Annotated in this window: 12 protein-coding genes; 8 read left to right on the top strand and 4 right to left on the bottom strand. The window is 67.3% G+C overall.

The features are described from left to right. Nucleotides 1-20: 20 nt before the first annotated feature. The 4 genes from ACWPMZ_RS12955 to ACWPMZ_RS12940 all read left to right on the top strand — a co-directional run bounded on the left by ACWPMZ_RS12955 (nt 21) and on the right by ACWPMZ_RS12940 (nt 7,122). Complete coding sequence (locus ACWPMZ_RS12955; protein WP_455704479.1) at nt 21-2,360, top strand: DNA translocase FtsK 4TM domain-containing protein; 2,340 nt, start codon at nt 21-23, stop codon at nt 2,358-2,360. Nucleotides 2,361-2,503: 143 nt separating this feature from the next. Beyond that, nucleotides 2,504-5,137, top strand: coding sequence for a TonB-dependent receptor plug domain-containing protein (locus ACWPMZ_RS12950; RefSeq protein ID WP_455704478.1), 2,634 nt, complete (start codon nt 2,504-2,506; stop codon nt 5,135-5,137). A gap of 129 nt (nt 5,138-5,266) precedes the next feature. Beyond that, on the top strand, nt 5,267-5,881 hold the full coding sequence (locus ACWPMZ_RS12945; protein WP_455704477.1) for a hypothetical protein: 615 nt from the start codon (nt 5,267-5,269) through the stop codon (nt 5,879-5,881). Nucleotides 5,882-5,895: 14 nt separating this feature from the next. Further along, complete coding sequence (locus ACWPMZ_RS12940; protein WP_455704476.1) at nt 5,896-7,122, top strand: SGNH/GDSL hydrolase family protein; 1,227 nt, start codon at nt 5,896-5,898, stop codon at nt 7,120-7,122. Between the two features lie 123 nt (nt 7,123-7,245). Here the strand turns inward: ACWPMZ_RS12940 and ACWPMZ_RS12935 are convergent, their stop codons facing one another. Then, nucleotides 7,246-8,289, bottom strand: coding sequence for a substrate-binding domain-containing protein (locus ACWPMZ_RS12935; RefSeq protein WP_455704475.1), 1,044 nt, complete (start codon nt 8,287-8,289; stop codon nt 7,246-7,248). Nucleotides 8,290-8,351: 62 nt separating this feature from the next. Further along, nucleotides 8,352-9,746 carry an OprO/OprP family phosphate-selective porin gene (locus ACWPMZ_RS12930; protein WP_455704474.1) on the bottom strand — a complete coding sequence of 465 codons (1,395 nt, stop codon included), beginning with the start codon at nt 9,744-9,746 and terminating at the stop codon, nt 8,352-8,354. Nucleotides 9,747-9,934: 188 nt separating this feature from the next. On the opposite strand from ACWPMZ_RS12930, the gene ald reads away from it, so the two are divergent. Together ald and ACWPMZ_RS12920 are read left to right on the top strand one after the other, a co-directional pair. Next, nucleotides 9,935-11,050, top strand: coding sequence for an alanine dehydrogenase (gene ald, locus ACWPMZ_RS12925; RefSeq protein WP_455704473.1), 1,116 nt, complete (start codon nt 9,935-9,937; stop codon nt 11,048-11,050). Between the two features lie 86 nt (nt 11,051-11,136). After that, nucleotides 11,137-12,867 carry a sensor domain-containing diguanylate cyclase gene (locus tag ACWPMZ_RS12920; RefSeq protein ID WP_455704472.1) on the top strand — a complete coding sequence of 577 codons (1,731 nt, stop codon included), beginning with the start codon at nt 11,137-11,139 and terminating at the stop codon, nt 12,865-12,867. Here the strand turns inward: ACWPMZ_RS12920 and ACWPMZ_RS12915 are convergent. After that, nucleotides 12,864-13,265 carry an acyl-CoA thioesterase gene (locus ACWPMZ_RS12915; RefSeq protein ID WP_455704471.1) on the bottom strand — a complete coding sequence of 134 codons (402 nt, stop codon included), beginning with the start codon at nt 13,263-13,265 and terminating at the stop codon, nt 12,864-12,866. The genes ACWPMZ_RS12920 and ACWPMZ_RS12915 overlap by 4 nt on opposite strands. Next, nucleotides 13,262-15,316, bottom strand: a complete 2,055-nt coding sequence (locus tag ACWPMZ_RS12910) for a S9 family peptidase (protein ID WP_455704470.1) — start codon at nt 15,314-15,316, stop codon at nt 13,262-13,264. The genes ACWPMZ_RS12915 and ACWPMZ_RS12910 overlap by 4 nt, the downstream gene beginning before the upstream one ends. 39 nt (nt 15,317-15,355) lie before the next feature. Here ACWPMZ_RS12910 and ACWPMZ_RS12905 point away from each other — a divergent pair, with 39 nt between their 5' ends. Both ACWPMZ_RS12905 and ACWPMZ_RS12900 read left to right on the top strand, forming a co-directional pair. Further along, on the top strand, nt 15,356-17,161 hold the full coding sequence (locus ACWPMZ_RS12905) for an aminopeptidase P family protein (RefSeq protein WP_455704469.1): 1,806 nt from the start codon (nt 15,356-15,358) through the stop codon (nt 17,159-17,161). Continuing rightward, nucleotides 17,131-17,565: a cupin gene (locus tag ACWPMZ_RS12900; protein ID WP_455704468.1), complete on the top strand. Its 435-nt coding sequence runs from the start codon at nt 17,131-17,133 to the stop codon at nt 17,563-17,565. Before ACWPMZ_RS12905 ends, ACWPMZ_RS12900 begins: the two co-directional genes overlap by 31 nt. The last annotated feature ends 45 nt before the right edge of the window (nt 17,566-17,610 follow it).

The following is a 17,610-nucleotide window of genomic DNA, read 5'->3' as shown; positions in this document are numbered from 1 at the left end:
CCGGACAAGGGATCGGCACGATGGCAACCAGAGCAGCGAAGGCCCCACCGGCCGACTGGCGCGCGGCGTTCCGCCGTGCGTTCCGGCGCGCGATGCAGATGGCCGGCGGCGCGGCGCTCTATGCCTTCACCGGATTCCTGGCGCTGGCGCTGCTGTCCTACGAACAGACCGACCCCTCGTTCTCGACCGCCGCGGGCGGGCCGATCGCCAACTGGATGGGCGGCCCGGGGGCCTGGGCGGCCGACATGGCGCTGCTCGGCTTCGGTGTCGTCTCGGTCCTGCTGCTGGCACTCAGCTGGGTCGCCGCACGCAAGCTGTGGCGCGACGCCGACGAGGAGGAGACCCCGCACGGCCGCAAGTGGTGGGTCCCGCTGCTGCTGCTGTTCATCGGCATGGCCCTGCTCGGCACCGTCCTTTCGCTGATGACCGACACCGGCGAGAGCTCCGGGTTGCCGGCCGGCTGGGGCGGGCTTGCCGGCCTGCTCGGTGCCGGGAGCATCGAGGCGATCGCCGGGCGCCTGCCCGAAGGCGCCCAGGTCTGGGTCATCCTGGCCGCCGGCCTCGCCTGCCTGGCGGGCGGCGCCACGCTGGTCGGCAAGGTCTTCGCGTTCGACTGGGTGCAGTTGCTGACCCTGCCCGACGCGCTTCGCCGCATCCCCTCGCTCCCGCGCGAGGAGAACCCGTTCAAGCCCAAGAAGGAGCGCCGCGTCCGCCAGGTGGAGGCCGAGGACGAGGACGAAGCCGACCGGGCCCCGCGCCGGCCGACCGAGATCGTCGATGCCAAGGCCGCAGCCCGCCCGGCGATGAAACCCGGCAAGCAGGCGAGCCAGAAGGACCTGTTCGCCGATTACGAACTGCCCGGCCTCGACCTGCTGAACGAGGCCCCGCCCGACAAGGCCGCCAAGCTCGACAAGCTGGCGCTGGAGCGCAACGCCCGGCTGCTCGAAACCGTGCTCGACGATTTCAACGTCAAGGGCGAGATTCACGCGGTTCGCACCGGACCGGTGGTGACGATGTACGAGCTGGAGCCGGCCCCCGGCATCAAGGCCAGCCGGGTGATCGGCCTGGCCGAGGACATCGCCCGCAACATGAGCGCGATCAGCGCGCGCGTATCCTCGATCCCGGGCAAGACGGTGATGGGCATCGAGCTTCCCAATGCCGACCGCCAGACCGTCAGCTTCAAGGAGCTGGCCGCGTCGGAAGCTTTCGAAGGCCACAAGGGCGCGCTGCCGATGATCCTGGGCAAGGACATCGCCGGGGAGCCGATCGTCGCCGACCTGGCGGCCATGCCGCACCTGCTGGTCGCGGGCACGACCGGCTCGGGCAAGTCGGTCGGCCTCAACGCAATCCTGCTCAGCCTGCTCTATCGCTTCACGCCGCACCAGCTGCGCCTGATCCTGATCGATCCCAAGATCCTCGAACTCAAGAGTTACGACGACATTCCCCACCTGCTCTCGCCGGTCGTCACCGACCCGGCCAAGTCGGTTCGCGCGCTCAAGTGGGCGGTCGAGGAAATGGAGCGGCGCTATCGCATGATGAGCGATATCGGCGCGCGCAACATCGGCGGGTTCAACGAGCGGGTCGGCTCGGCCATTGCCAAGGGCAAGCCGCTCGGCCGCCGGGTCCAGACCGGCTTCGACCCGGAAACGGGCGAGGAACTCTACGAGGAAGAGCAGCTCGACTACCGCGTCCTGCCGCAGATCGTGCTGATCGTCGACGAGCTGGCCGATCTCATGGTCACGGTGGGCAAGGAGATCGAGGTGCTGATCCAGCGCCTCAGCCAGAAGAGCCGCGCGGCGGGCATCCACCTGATCATGGCCACGCAGCGTCCGTCGGTCGACGTCATCACCGGGGTCATCAAGGCCAACCTGCCGACCCGCATCAGCTTCCACGTGACCAGCCGGATCGACAGCCGGACGATCCTGGGCGAGCAGGGAGCAGAGCAGCTGCTTGGCAAGGGCGACATGCTCTACAAGCCGAGCAGCGGCGCTCTGACCCGCGTGCACGGCCCGTTCGTCAGCGACGAGGAGGTCGAGCGGGTGGCCAGCCACTGGCGCGCGCAGGGCGAGCCCGACTACGTCGACAGTGTGACCGAGGAACCCGAGGACGGCGGGATGTTCGGCTTCGAGGACGACCTTACCGCGAGCGACAATCCCGAAGAGCGCAAGTACCGCCAGGCCTGCCAGGTGGTGTTCGAGGCACAGAAGGCCAGCGGCTCGTGGCTCCAGCGCCAGATGGGCGTGGGCTACAACACCGCAGCCAAGTGGATCGAGCGCATGGAGGAAGACGGCTTCGTGGGCCCGGCCAACCATGTCGGCCGCCGCGAGATCTACCGCGACCGCGACGGCAACCCGCTCTAGGCTGCTCCCCGACAATGTGGCCTCCAAGTCACATGTCACGAAAGTGCAACACGGCTGCGAATTCGGCCCTGTCTAACTTTTCGTATCTGTTACGGAATCCTTCGCGCGCGTAATTTTCCTCTTCCACCAAGAGGATTACCGCAATGCGTCATCGGTCCGTGTTTCTCGCCAGCGCAGCTACCGCTATCGTAGCCAGTGTCGCGTTTTCGCAACCCGCGTTCGCCCAGGACGGGGTCGAAAGCGAAGCGTCCGTCGAAGGCGAGGAAATCCCGCAGAACCAGATCATCGTGACCGGCACCCGGCGCAGCGACCGCACGGTGGCCGACAGCCCGGTCCCGATCGACGTGATCGGCGGCGAGGCGCTGACCGATTCCGGCTACACCGAGGTCAACAAGCTGCTCAACCAGCTGGTCCCCAGCTTCAACTTCCCGCAGCCGTCGCTGACCGACGGGACCGACGCCCTGCGTCCCGCCACCCTGCGCGGCCTCGCGCCGGACCAGACGCTGGTCCTTGTGAACGGCAAGCGCCGCCACACCTCCGCGCTGCTCAACATGAACGGCTCGGTCGGGCGCGGTTCGGCGGCGGTCGACCTCAACACGATCCCGCCGCTCGCTATCGAGCGGATCGAAGTGCTGCGCGACGGCGCCTCGTCGCAATACGGTTCGGACGCGATTGCCGGCGTCATCAACGTCCAGCTGCGCAAGAGCACCGGCGCGCGCGCTCAGGCGACCTACGGCAAGTACATCACCACGATGGACGACGTGCTGCAGCAAGGTGCGCCGCTCTATGGCGCCAATGGCCAGCCGACGCTCGACACCACTGCCGGTGCCGGCGGGGTCTACCTTCTCGAGGGAGGGCCGGAGCGCAAGCGGCGTGACGGCGCAACCCTGACGCTGGCGACCAACTTCGGCGTCGGCCTGGGGCAGGACGGGTACCTCAACCTGACCGCGCAATATCAGGATCGCGACTTCACCGACCGGTCGGCCGCCGATCCGCGTCAGCAGTACCCCAACATCGCCACCAATACCGCCGACCCGCGCGAAAAGACCTTCGACCGGTTCAACCACCGGTTCGGCGACCCGAAGACCAAGGACTTCAACTTTTTCATGAACTGGGGCTACGACCTGTCGCCCTCGATGGAGCTCTACGGCTTCGGCAGCTACGGCCTGCGCGAGGGCAACAGCGCGGGCTTCTATCGCCGCGCCAACGACGCGCGCAACCGCAACTTCTCCGCCTCCACGACCACCTTCGTGCCCTATTTCGCCGACGGTTTCCTGCCGCTGATCACCAGCGAGATCGAGGACTTTGCGCTGGCCGGCGGCCTGCGCGGCGATCTCGGTTCGTGGAACTTCGACCTTTCGGCGGTCACCGGGTCGAACGCCTTCCAGTTCGGCGTCATCGACACGTTTAACGTCAGCTTCGGCAACGCCAGCCAGAACTCCTTCGACGCGGGCAAGCTGGTGGCCAAGCAGACCACGGTCAATTTCGACCTGCAGCGTGATCTGGAGATCGGCATCGGCACGGGCACATCGTTCGCGCTGGGCGCAGAATACCGCGACGAGAACTTCCAGATCCAGTCGGGCGATCTGCAGAGCTATGCCGGCGGACTTTTCGCAGGGGCCCCCTTCTTCGGTGCCGCGGGCGCCCAGGTTTTTCCCGGCTTCCGCCCCGCAAACGAAACCGATGCCAGCCGCGACAGCTGGGCGGTCTACTCGGAAATCGAGACCGATTTTGCCGACATGCTGACGCTGCAACTCGCCGGCCGTTACGAGAAGTTCTCCGACTTCGGCGATACGCTGAACGGCAAGGCAGCGGCGCGCTTCGAACCGGTTGACGGGATCGCCCTGCGCGGTTCTATCTCCACCGGCTTCCGGGCGCCGAGCCTGCACCAGCAGTATTACTCGACCACCTCGACCAACAACGTCAACGGCACGCTCGTCGACATCCTCACGGTGCCCGTGAACGATCCTGTTGCGGTGGCTCTGGGTTCCAAGCCGCTGAAGGCGGAGGAGTCGCTCAACTGGTCGGGCGGTCTCACCTTCTCGATGATTCCCGGGCTGAACATCACCGCCGACTATTACAACATCCAGATCGATGACCGCATCGTGGTAACCGAGACGCTGCAGGACCCCACGACCACTCCGGCGACGCCGCGTTGCTTTGGCCCCGTCACCAAGCTGCTGTGCGCTGCCGGGTTCAACAACGTCACCTCGGCCCGTTTCTTCATCAACGGCATCGACACCAAGACCAAGGGTCTCGAGGTCGTGGCGAATTATCGCGTGCCCGATTTCGGCGCCGGGCGCTTCAACCTGACGGCGGGCTACAACTGGAACAAGACCTCGATCACCAGTGTCGCGGTCCTGCCGACCCTGCCGGGCCTGACCCTGTTCGGGCGCCAGGAAAGCCTGCGCCTGACCGAAGGCCAGCCGCGCAACAAGGTCAACTTCGGGCTCGACTGGGATTCGGGCATCTTCGGCCTGACCGCCCGCGCCAATCGCTACGGCAGCGTGCTGATCCCGGGTGTCGACGCCGCCCGCGACCAGCGCCTTTCGCCGCAGTGGGTGGCCGACCTCGAGGTCCGCGCCCAGGTGCTCGAGGCGATGGAACTGGCGGTCGGCGCGAACAACGTGCTCGACAGCTATCCCGACCGGGTCCTTTACGGCGTGGTCAACGGGCAGAACTACGGCCTCAACGGCTACTTCCTGCCCTACAGCGCGTTCTCGCCGGCCGGGTTCAACGGCCGCTATGTCTACGGGCGGGTGAGCGTCGACTTCTAGCTCGCGCGAAACAACCGTGTCCGAAGGGGGCGCCGGAGCGATCCGGCGCCCCTTTTCGTTCGCCCTGCGGCGCGCGTTTGACTTTGTCCGCGAATGTGGCAGCCTTGGCGGCGAGAGAGGGAGGCAAGCATGGCTAGCAAGTACGAGGCCGAGGTCTATCGCTGCATGGACCCGTCCATCGCGCTGTACGACAAGGTGTCCGACCCGCTGCACAAGGCGATCCTCAAGAACTACTGCCGCCACGTCCACCTCGAAGGGGCGGGCATGTTCGAGGAGATCACCGCGCCCGACATGATGGCGCCCGACCCGGTCTATCACATCACCTGGGGCGACACGCCGTTCCAGGTCCACGGAACGCAGGGCGTCCACGACTTCTATGCCGGCATCGGCGAAATCGTGCTGTGGAATTCGGGCGACAAGGTCGCGGTGGCGGACTGGGGCATCGCCGACGAGATGTGGTTCCACCAGATGAGCACCGGGGCCGAACTGGCCAAGGTCGGCCACGCGGGCCTGAAGGACGATGGGCTTTACCTCGTCCACTCGCTGCAGGCGTTCATCTGGCCCTACGACGAGAATGCCCGGCTCAAGGGCGAGCACCTTTACGAAGACAAATCGACTCTCAAGATCGAGGAGATCGACCCGGCCGAGTTCATGCCCGCCGCGCGCGTGCGGGACATCCACGTCGAATGCCTGGCCGAGCTCGAGGATCGCTGGGGCCCGGAATACTGGATCTGGACGAAATGAGGGGACGACCGACGATGCGCACCGCTTTCCTGACCGCCGCCACCGGCACCGCCATGCTGGCGGCAGCGCCCGCATCGGCCCAGTGGGTTGCGTCGTGGACCGCCGCCCCGCACGCCCCGCTGGGAACGGAAGGCCCGTTTGCCGCCGCCGAGTACGACAACGTCACCCTGACGCAGGTCATCCGGGTGACCGAGGGCGGCACGAAGTTGCGGGTCAAGTTCACCAATCGCTATGGCCCCGCCCCGCTGACGATCGGCGCGGCGCGCATCGCGCAGATCGACGATGCGGGCAAGGAAGTGCCGGGGACCGGCCGCGTGCTGACCTTCGGCGGCGCGGGCGACGCGGTGATCCCGCGCGGCGCGCCCTTCGTGTCCGACGAGGTGGCGATCGACCTGCCCGATCTCGCGCGCATGAAGGTCGAGCTGTTCCTGCCGAACAAGACCGGGCCCTGCACCTGCCACCTGACGGGGGTGGACGAACTGGCCGTCAGCCCGCCGGGCAATTTCGTCGGCAAGGCGTTCGAACCGGTGGACCGCAAGCAGTTCCGCGCCTTTCTGGCCGGGGTCGAGGTCTTCTCGCCCGACGCCAGGGGGACCATCGTCACCTACGGCGATTCGATCACCGACGGCGTCGGCGCCTCGCCCGGCAAGAACCGCCGCTGGCCCGACGTGCTGGCCGACCGGCTGCAGGCGGCGGGCAAGGAATGGGCGGTCGCCAACCAGGCGATCAGCGGCAACCGCGTGCTCAGCCCCGGCATGGGCGAGAGCGCGCTGGCCCGCTTCGACGAGGACGTGCTGAGCCTGCCCGGCGTGAAGTACATGATCGTGTTCGAAGGCGTGAACGACATCGGCAACGCCTTCGGCCCGCAGCGGGCCAACAGCGGCCCGCCAAGGCTGACGATAGACCAGCCGAAGATTTCGACCGAGCAGATGATCGCGGGCTACCGGCAGCTCATCGCCCGCGCGCACGAGAAGGGCATCAAGGTCATCGGCAGCCCGATCGGCCCCTACAAGGGCGCGGGATACTGGAGCGAGGAAGGCGAGGCCGCGCGCCAGGCGATCAACGACTGGATCGTCAACGGCGGCGCGTTCGACGCCGTGGTCCGGCTCGACACCGCCTTCGCCGACCCGGCCGACCCGCGCCAGATGCGCGAGGGCTATCACATGGGCGACCACCTCCACGGCAGCGACGCGGGACTGAAGGCCGTGGGCGAGAGCATCGACCTGGCCCTGTTCGACTAAGCGCCGGCGAAGGGCGATCCGCCCCCCACAGTGCCTCGGCGCCGGTCGCTCATGGAATGATGGGGGCGGCGGCGCGGGCTGAGGGGACTGGCTCCGCGCCGCCGTCGGGTGTGGCGAGTGGGCCTACTTGAGGCCTTCGCCGGTCATCGCGGTGGTGCCGTCGATCACGGCCCGGTTGGTGGCCTGCACGTCATCGGGCGAGGAGATGAAACCGATCTTCGCCAGCAGGCCGTCCTTGCCCCAAGCGCCAGCCCAGGCTCCGACGAATTCCTTGAGACCCGGAATGGCCGCGAGGTGCGCCTTCTTCACGTAGATGTAGAGCGGGCGGGCGCCGGGGTATTCGAAGGTCGAGATCGCCTCGTAGGTCGGCATCACGCCGCCCATAGGCAGGCCCTGGAGCTTGTCGGCATTCTCTTCGAGGTAGGAGTAGCCGAACAGGCCAACTGCGCGGGGATTGCTCTCGATCTTCTGCACGATCAGGTTGTCCTGCTCGCCCTGGTCGACATAGACGCCGTCCGAACGGACTTCGGTGCAGATTTGCTCGTGCTGCTCCTTGTTGCTGTCCTTCAGCGCCTTCATCGCCGGGTCGCTGTCGCAGCCCACGGTCAGGATCAGTTCCTTCAGCGCGTCGCGCGTGCCCGAGGTGGAGGGCGGGCCGTAGACGAGGATCGGCTCGGCCGGGAGCGACGGGTCGACGTCCTTCCAGGTCTTCGCCGTCTGGTCCTTGCCGAACGGCTTGGCGGCGATCGCCTTGTAGACGATTTCGGGCGTCAGGTTCATCTGGATTCCGCCCTTCGCGCTGGCGAAGGCGATCCCGTCGAGGCCGACCTGGATTTCCAGCACGTCGGTCACGCCGTTGGCCTTGCACTTTTCGAACTCGCTCGCCTTCATGCGGCGGCTGGCGTTGGCGATGTCGGGCGTGTTGGCGCCCACGCCCGAGCAGAACAGCTCGATCCCGCCGCCGGTGCCGGTCGATTCGATCAGCGGCGACTTGAAGCCCGCGTTGTCCTTGGCGAAGGCCTCGGCCACAGCCTTGGCGAAGGGATAGACGGTGCTCGAACCCACGGCGCGTACAGAATCGCGCGTTCCGCCGGCGGACTCGCTACCGCAGGCAGCAAGGGCGAGGGCGGAAATCGTGGCGAAGGCGATGGTCTTGGTCAGTTTCATCGGGGTGATCCCTGTTGGAGTTGCCGCGCGCTAGGCGCGGTTGGTGACAGTGGTGTGACAAATCAGAAATCGACCTGGGCGCGGACGCCGAAAGCATCGACGCCGTAACTGCGCTCGCCGCCGGCCGCGGGAATGGCCGCATCAGAATACTCCATGCGGCCGTAGTTCGCCATCAGACGGGTATAGGCGGTCGGCGTCCACACGATCGCCACGCCGAAGCCGTCCTGCTTGCCGCCGACGATGCCGGCATCGTTGAGGTCGAGGTAATCGTAGCGCAGGTTGACCTGCACCGCGCCGATCCCGCCGCTCCCGACCGGGTTCTTCGGGTTGATCCGGTCGAACGTGCCGCCCTTGTAGCCCCGGGTATCGCCCCTGGTCAGGAAATACCCCACCTCGGCATAGCCGCCGAAGAAGGTGGGGTTGGGGCCAGCGACTCGCTCGACGCTTTGCCAATGCGTTTCGCCGGTGAGGTGCAGGGGGCCGGTGATATAGGCCGCTTCGAGCCCGTAGCCGCTCTCGCTTGTCGCGTTGATGGAACCGGTGTCGATGAAGCGGATGTCGGGGGTGTGGATGAACGGGCGGACGCGGTAGCGGACGGAGGTCGCGCTGTCGTTGAGGTCGCGGAAATGCGCCGAGCCGCCAAGATGAAGCTGGCCGCCGCCAAGCTTGGGCGCGAAGACGACGCGGCCGTTGTACCCCAGAGAGTTGTTCTCGTCGTTGTTGAGGTCGGCCAGATTGTCGCTGAAGACGCCGCCCTGCACGATCACGTCGCCTGCGGCATAGGCGGCGCTGATCCCCAACCGACGTTCGTAACCGAACGCGTTATTGATCGCGGCCCGTTCGGTGAACGAGGTGAACAGGTCGCTGGTCAATTCCTCGAGACCGAATGCCGGCTTCTGCTGGCCGACGGTCAGGGTCAGCGCCCTGGACGCCTGGTAGGTCAGGTAGAAGTCGGTAATCTCGACGCTGCTGTTCGCCACGTCGATTTCCGCGCGGTAGCCGAAGCCGCCGGGGACTTTGCCCTCGAAGCCCAGATAGGCGCGGCGCATCTCGCTGCCGAAGCCGGTGCTCTTGTCGGTAATGCCGGCGGGGCTGCCTACGGTACCGGCGTCGATCTGCATCCGGCCGCGCGGCTTGAAGGTCCAGCCGCCATCGGACTTGTATTCCGGGGCGCCTTTCCAGCTAATTTCGGTGGTAGGTGCGGCCTCCTTGGCCGCAGCCGCGACCGTGACCGTGACCGCGTTGGCCGAAGCTGCCTCGGCCGCGCTCGCCTTGGCATTGGCCTGGTCGAGCTGCGCCTGCAGCGATTCCATGCGCGCCGCCATCTGCGCCATCTGCGCCCGCATGGCGGCCAGCTCCTCGCGGATCGCCGCGTCGCCGTTCTGCGCGGCGGCGGGCACGGCCCAGCTGCACGCGGCCGCAACGGCTAGGATCGAGACGCCTGTTCTGTTCGCCATGTTTCAACTTCCTGTTGCGGATGTGTCCGCCGCGTGTCGATCGCGGCCGGTAAGTCGGCTTTGTTACGGGCGCATGACAGCGCCGGCCGCTTGCTGGCCTGCCCTCCGAAACCGTATCGAAAAGCAGCCGGGCATTGCGCAAAAGAGGTTGCAACTGTAACGGCCCGCACAGTCAGGAGAACCGTTCCATGCGCATCGGCTGCCCCAAGGAAATCAAGAACCGCGAATACCGCGTCGGGCTCACGCCGGAAAGTGCCAAGGAACTCGTGCGCCACGGCCACGAGGTCTGGATCGAAACGGGCGCGGGCCTGGGCATCGGCTCGGCCGACGGAGAGTACAAGGCCGCCGGCGCCACCATCGTCGACGCGCCGGACAAGCTGTTCGCCGAATGCGAAATGATCGTGAAGGTCAAGGAGCCGCAGGCCGACGAACGCGCCATGCTGCGCCCCGGGCAGATTCTGTACACTTATCTCCACCTCGCACCCGATCCCGAACAGACGGCGGAACTCGTCAAGTCGGGCGTAACCGCCATTGCCTACGAAACCGTCACCGGGCCGGGCGGCACGCTTCCGCTGCTCAAGCCGATGAGCCAGGTTGCCGGGCGGATGAGCATCCAGGCCGGCGCCACCGCGCTGGAGAAGGCGCACGGCGGGCGCGGCGTCCTGCTGGGCGGCGTACCGGGTGTGATGCCGGGCAAGGTCACCGTGATCGGCGGCGGCGTGGTCGGCTTCAACGCCGCGCAGATGGCCGCGGGCCTTGGCGCCGACGTGACGATCATGGACCGCAACCCCGAAGTGCTCGAAAAGGTCGGCACGCATTTCGAAGCGCGCGCCAAGACCCGCTTTTCCAACCAGGCCAACCTGGAAGAGGCGGTGTGCGAGGCGGACCTGATCATCGGCGCGGTGCTGATCCCCGGGGCCGCGGCGCCCAAGCTGGTCACTCGCGACATGCTCAAGTGCATGAAGCCGGGCGCAGTGCTGGTCGACGTGGCGATCGACCAAGGCGGCTGCTTCGAAACGAGCCGGGCGACCACTCACGACAACCCGACCTACGTGGTCGACGAGGTCGTCCATTACTGCGTCGCCAACATGCCCGGCGCGGTCAGCCGTACCAGCACCTACGCGCTCAACAACGTCACCCTGCCTCACGCGCTCAAGATCGCCGATCTCGGCTGGCAGGAAGCGATGCGGCAGGACCCGCACCTGGCGCAGGGGCTCAACGTCCATGCCGGCCGGGTGACTTACCCCGCCGTAGCCGAGGAACTGGGTTACGAGGTGCTGGCCATCGAGGACGCGATCGGCTGAGGCCGCGCCGGCCTGTCGGGACCGTAAGTTTCCTTACCTGCCGGTCGGTTAACCGTATTTAAGGCCCGCTGCGTTAACGCGAGACGATGGCGGGTTGGGACTTCGTGCGGATCTGTGCGCTGCTGGCGCTTGCCAGCCTGCTCGCCTGCGCGCGCCCGGCCTTCGCCGCATCCCCTTCACCCCTGCCCGCCGCGCAGGCAGCAGCCTGCCATGCCTCGTCCGATACCTCGCTCGAAATGCGCGACCTCGCCCGCGTCGAGTGGACATGCCGCCAAGGGGATTGGAGCAACGGCGCGCCCGTCGCCTGGCTGAAGTTTCCCGCCGGCAAGCTGGGCAAGCCCGCGACCGAGTTCTCCAGCCGTATCACCGTTTTCCGGGCCATCGAGATCGCCGCCGTCGACAGAGACGGCAACGTCCGGTCCCGGCAATACACCCCCGAAGATGCCGAAGCGGTCGTCGACGGGGCGGTCTTCCGCCTCGCCATGCCCGAAGCGCCGCCCGGCAATGCCTTCTGGGTCGTGCGCATCGAACGGCCGCATTCGCTGACGGTGCAGAGCGAGGCGCGCATTTCGCATAGCGACTACCGCTCGCAAGGGTCGCTTCTCGCCATCGCGATCCTGACGCTGGTGCTCGGCATGCTGGTGACGCCGCTGCTGTTCGACATCAATTTCTACGTCGTGCTGCGCGAACGTTTCGTGCTGCTCCACGCCGGGATGGTGATCGCCATGATCGCCTATCTGCTGTTCGCCGGCGGCCTGATCGCCCTGGTGGCGAAGGTTCCGATCACGCTGATGGCCGTCGCCTCGCCGCTATCCTGGGCGATCGGAGTCGGGCTGGCCGGCTTCTTCATCCGTGCCTTTCTGGAGGAGGACGCGCTGTCGCGCACCTCGGCCAGGGTCCTGACCTTCACTGCCTGGTGGACGGTGCTGGTGCCGGGGTTCGCCGCGTTGCAGCTCGATGCGACGCAGCCGATCGACAACCAGCTCTACTTCTACAGCTTCCTTCCCGTCATCCCCGTCTACAGCATCATAATCCTGCGCGCCGCCTTGCGCGGCAGCCGCTCGGGCCGTTTTCTGGCCGCGGCCTGGGCGCCGATCATCATCGCGTCGGCCGAACGGCTGCTCCGCGGCCTCGGCGTCTACGTGGGCCCGTCCTCGCTCGATCACACGATGTTCGTGGCGATGGGTATCGAGGTCATCATCATCGCGCTGGGCGTGGCCGACCGCTTCCTCTCGCTGCGCCGCCAGCGCGACATGGCTGTCGACGAAGCCCGCGTGCTGGAGGAACTGAGCGAACGCGATCCGATGACCGGGCTCTACAACCGCCGGATGCTGGAGGACCGCTTCGCCCTGCTGCGCGCCGAGGGCTTCACGACCCTGGCCATCGTCGACCTCGACCGGTTCAAGTCGGTCAACGACACGCACGGACACGGCATGGGCGACAAGGTGATCCAGGCCGCCGCGCGCGCCCTCGATCCGGACGACGACGTGCTCGCCTTCCGCCTCGGCGGCGAGGAGTTCCTCATCCTGATGCGCGGGGCGGACGTTACCCAGCGGGCAGAGCGGCGCCGGCAGGGCATCCCGGCGCGGATCGCCAACGAAGTCGCGGGGCTCGACCGCATGGTCACCGCCAGCATGGGGCTGATCGAGGTGCCGCGCAACGCGATGCCCAATGCGACCTTCGCGCAGCTCTACGAGCGGGCCGACCGCCTGCTCTACGAAGCCAAGCAGACCGGGCGCAACCGCACCGTGAACGAACGCATGCGGGTTTTCAGCCAGCGGCGGACTGAACGGCGCAAATCGGCGGAAGCCGCCTAGCCGGTAGGCAGAAACGGGGCGGCCACATCGGCCGGTACCCGCAGGAGCCGACCGCTTGCGGCATCGATCATCGCCCAGGTCGTCTTCGCACTGACCAACACCCTGCCCGTTCCGTCACGGAAGGTGGTGTACCGGTCGAAGCGCGCGCCCGAGGGGCCTTCGCGTATCTCGGTCGTGCCGGTGCAGGTTTCGCCTTCGCGGATGTTGCCGCGATAGTCGATCTCGTGGCGGGTCACGAACCACGCATAGGCATCGACGTCCTGCGGCCGCGCGACCGCCCGCCAGTGAGCGGTGGCCAGGTCCTCCATCCACTTGAGCCAGACCGTGTTGTTGACGTGGCCGTTGACGTCGATGTGCTCGGGCCTCGCCGTGAACTCCAGGGTCCAGGACGCCGTCAAAGCGGGACCTTCATCTGCCACAGGATGAAGGCGACCTCCTCGGCCGTCTCGCGCAGCGATTCGAACCGTCCCGACTTGCCGCCATGCCCGGCGCCCATGTTGGTCTTGAGCAGCAGTTCGTTGGTATCGGTCTTCATCTCGCGTAGGCGGGCGACCCACTTGGCGGGCTCCCAGTAGGTCACGCGCGGGTCGTTGAGCCCGGCGGTGACGAGCATCGGCGGATAGTCCTGCGCCCGCACGTTGTCGTACGGGCTGTAGCTGCGGATGAGTTCGAACGCGGCGGCATCCTCGATCGGATTGCCCCATTCGGGCCATTCGCCCGGGGTCAGCGGCAGCGAGGCATCCAGCATCGTCGCCAGCACATCCACGAACGGCACGTGGGCGACGACCGCTCCCCACAGCGCGGGATCGGAATTGACCACCGCGCCCATCAGTTCGCCCCCGGCCGAGCCGCCGGAGATCGAAATCTTTCCTTCGGCGGTCAGCCCCCGCTCGATCAGGCCCTTCGCCACGTCGACGAAGTCGGTGAAGGTGTTGATCCGGCTTTCCAGCTTGCCCGCCTTGTACCACGCGCGGCCCATGTCGTCGCCGCCGCGGATGTGGGCGATGGCATAGGCAAAGCCCCGGTCGACCAGGCTGAGGCGCGTGGTTGAAAACCCCGGCGGGATCGAGATCCCGTAGGCGCCGTAGCCGTAGAGATGGAGCGGGCCGCCCGCCTGCCGGTCCTTGCGGTACATGACCGAGACCGGGATCGTCGTCCCGTCGCGCGCGGCGATTTCGAGCCGTTCGGTCGCGTAGAGCGAGCGGTCGTAGCCGCTGGGAAGTTCCTGCCGCTTGAGCAGCGTCAGGTGGCGCGCGGCGACATCGTAGTCGTAGGTGCTCGCCGGGCTGATCATGCTCTCGTAGGAGACGCGCAGCACGGTCTGCTCGTATTCCGGGTTGGAGCCCAGGCCGGCGCTGTAGGTCGCTTCGGGAAAGTCGATGGGCTCGATCCGCGCAGGATCGTCGTAATATCGCACCTCGACCCGGTCGAGGCCTCCGAGACGGCCGTCGACGATGTAGAAATCGCGGAACAGCTCGAAACCGGTCAGGTAGAACGCGTCGGAGCCCTCGATCAGGGTCTGCCAGTTGGCGGGTTCGGCGAGCGGGGCGGTGGCGAGGCGGAAATTCTCGTGCGTGTCGTTCGTGTGGACCCACACCGTGCCGTCGCGCACGTCGACGTCGTACTCGACCCCCTTCGCGCGCGGACGGACCAGCCGGGGAGGCTGGGTCGTGTCGCTGCTGGGCACCAGCCAGCATTCGGACGTTTCGTGGTCGCCGGCCGAGATGATCAGCCAGTCTTCCTGCGCGCTGAGCGAGGAGGAGACGCGGAAGCCCTCGTCATCCTCGTGATAGAGCTCCACGTCCTGCGAATTGGGCGTGCCCAGCCGGTGGATGCGCGCATTGTCGGTGCGCCAGTTCTCGTTGGCCAGCGAATAGACCAGGCCGGTGTCGCCCTCGACCCAGACCAGCGCCGAAAGCGTGCCGGGGATCTCGTCCGGCAGGTGCTCGCCGGTCGCCAGGTTCTTGATCCGGGCGGTGTAGCGCTCCGACCCGTTGTCGTCGATCGAGTAGGCAAGCAGTTGCCCGTCTTTCGAAACGGACAGCGCCCCGAGCCGGAAATACTCCTTGCCCTGCGCCATCGCGACTTCGTCGAGCAGGAGTTCGTCGGGACCGCCGGCGACGGGCTTGCGCCACCACTTTTTGTATTCGGCGCCTTCCTCGTATTCGATCCAGTAGAGCCAGTCGCCGTCCTTCTGGGGGACCGAGGTGTCGGCTTCCTTGATCCGCGCGCGCATTTCCTTGAACAGCGCGTCCACCTCGCCCTGACGGTCGCCCATGCGGGCTTCGAACCAGGCATTCTCGGCGTTCAGGTGGGCCAGGATCTCCGCATCCTTGACCTCGGGATAGCCGGGATCGCGCAGCCAGGCGTAATCGTCGTCGAGGGTGAAATTGTGATGCGAAACGCGGAACGGCTTTTTCGCGGCGACCGGGGGAGTGGTAAGGGCCATCGCCCGGCTCTATAGTTGCAGGCGAAAGGACCGCAACCGATGTTGATGCATACCCACGAAGCCCGCCTGGATGCCTTGCGCAAGGAACTGGGCCGGCGCGGGCTCGATGGTTTCGTCGTTCCCATCTCCGACGAGCACATGAGCGAATACGTCGGCGCCTATGCGCAGCGCCTTGCGTGGCTGACCGGATTCGGCGGATCGGCGGGGACCGCCGCGGTCCTCAAGGACAAGGCGGCCATGTTCGTCGACGGGCGCTACACCCTGCAGGTGCGCGACCAGGTCGACGGCCGGCTTTACGAATACCGCTCCGTCCCGCAGGAGAGCATCGGCGAATGGCTGGCCGACAACGCGGGCGAAGGCGCGCGGATCGGCTACGACCCCTGGCTCCACACGCGCGGCTGGGCGAAGGCTGCGGCCAAGGCGCTGGCCGAGGTCGGCGCCGAGCTCGTGCCGGTCGATACAAATCCCATCGACGCGGTGTGGGACGACCGGCCGGTCCCGTCCGAAGCCCCGGCCATGGTGCACGAAACGAAATACGCGGGCCGCTCGAGCGCCGAGAAGAGGGCCGAAGTCGCCGAGTTCCTCAAGGCGAAGAAGCTCGACGCGGCGGTGATCAGTGCGCTCGATTCGGTCGCCTGGCTGCTCAACGTTCGCGGCGCGGATGTCGAGCGCACGCCCGTCGCGCTCTCGTTCCTGCTGGCCCATGCCGACGGAACGGCGGAATGGTTCATCGCGCCGGACAAGGTGCCGCCCGCGGTCGCGGCGCATCTCGGCAACGCGGTGACGATCCGCCCGCGCGAGGAATTCGAAGGGGCGCTCCAGGCGCTGGCAGGCAAGCGCGTCGCCGCCGATCCCGACCGTGCCGTGGCGGCGATCTTCGCCGCGCTGGAAGGCGCCGGCGCCGAAGCGGTCGCGCTGACCGATCCCACCATCCTGCCCAAGGCGATCAAGAACGAGGCCGAGCAGCTCGGGCATCGCACCGCGCAGGCGCGCGACGGCGCGGCGGTGACGCGGTTCCTGCGCTGGCTGTCGGTCGAAGGGCCCAAGGGCGGGGTCGACGAGCTGTCGGCCGCAAGCCGCCTGCAGGCGTTCCGGGCCGAGGATCCGCTGCTCAAGGACCTGAGCTTCGACACGATCAGCGGCGCCGGCCCCAACGGGGCGGTCGTCCATTACCGGGTGAGCGAGGAGACCAACCGCCCGCTCGAACCCTCGAGCGTCTACCTGGTGGATTCGGGCGGCCAGTATCCCGACGGCACGACCGACATCACGCGGACCGTGTGGATCGGGCCGGGCGAGCCGGGCGCCGAGGTGCGCGACCGGTTCACCCGCGTGCTCAAGGGGCACATCGCGCTCGCCATGCAGACCTTTCCGCAGGGCACCAACGGGTCGCAGCTCGACACGCTGGCGCGGCAGTTCCTGTGGCTGGCGGGGCTGGATTACGCCCACGGCACCGGCCACGGCGTCGGCAGCTTCCTGGCCGTCCACGAAGGGCCGCAACGCATCGCCAAGGCGGCGGGCGGCCAGGCCGGCACCGGGCAGGAGCTGATGGCCGGGATGATCCTGTCGAACGAGCCGGGCTACTACAAGACCGGCGAGTACGGCATCCGGATCGAGAACCTGGTGCTGGTCGAGCCGCGCGAGATCGCGGGGGCGGAGGGCGAATGGCTCGGCTTCGAGACGCTCACCCTGGTCCCGATCGACCGGACGCTTGTGGATCAAGCGCTTCTTTCGCCCGCCGAGCGGCAGTGGTGGAACGATTACCACGCCCGGGTCCACGAAGTGCTCGCGCCGCGCCTCGCGGGCGAGGACCTCGAGTGGCTGACCGAAGCCTGCCGGCCGCTGTGAGCGGGCACCGCCTCGAGACGCACCCGATCCATCTGGGCCGGGGCGCCACGGCCGAAACCCAGCCGGAGTTCCCGCACGACGAGCGGGCGATGGACTGGTACATGGATTACGGCACCCGCACCGCGGCCGACGGCGCGGAGGGGCGGCTGGTGTCGATGTTCACCTTCGCCGAGGACTGGACGAGCTGGGAAATGCACCCGTCCGGCGACGAGGTCGTGCTGTGCACCGCCGGCCGGATGACGCTGCACCAGGAATTTCCCGACGGCCGCACGCAGACCGTCACGATCGGGCCGGGCGAATATGCAATCAACCCGCCGGGCGTGTGGCATACCGCCGACGTGGCGGGCGAGGCGACCGGCCTGTTCATCACCGCCGGCTTGGACACGCAGCACCGCCCCCGTTGACCGCCGCTGACCGTCTTCCGCGTCGTGCGCGTTTCCGGCGCATGA

The organism is Tsuneonella sp. HG222 (assembly GCF_053819185.1).
This window is presented reverse-complemented; position numbering and strand designations above follow the sequence as displayed.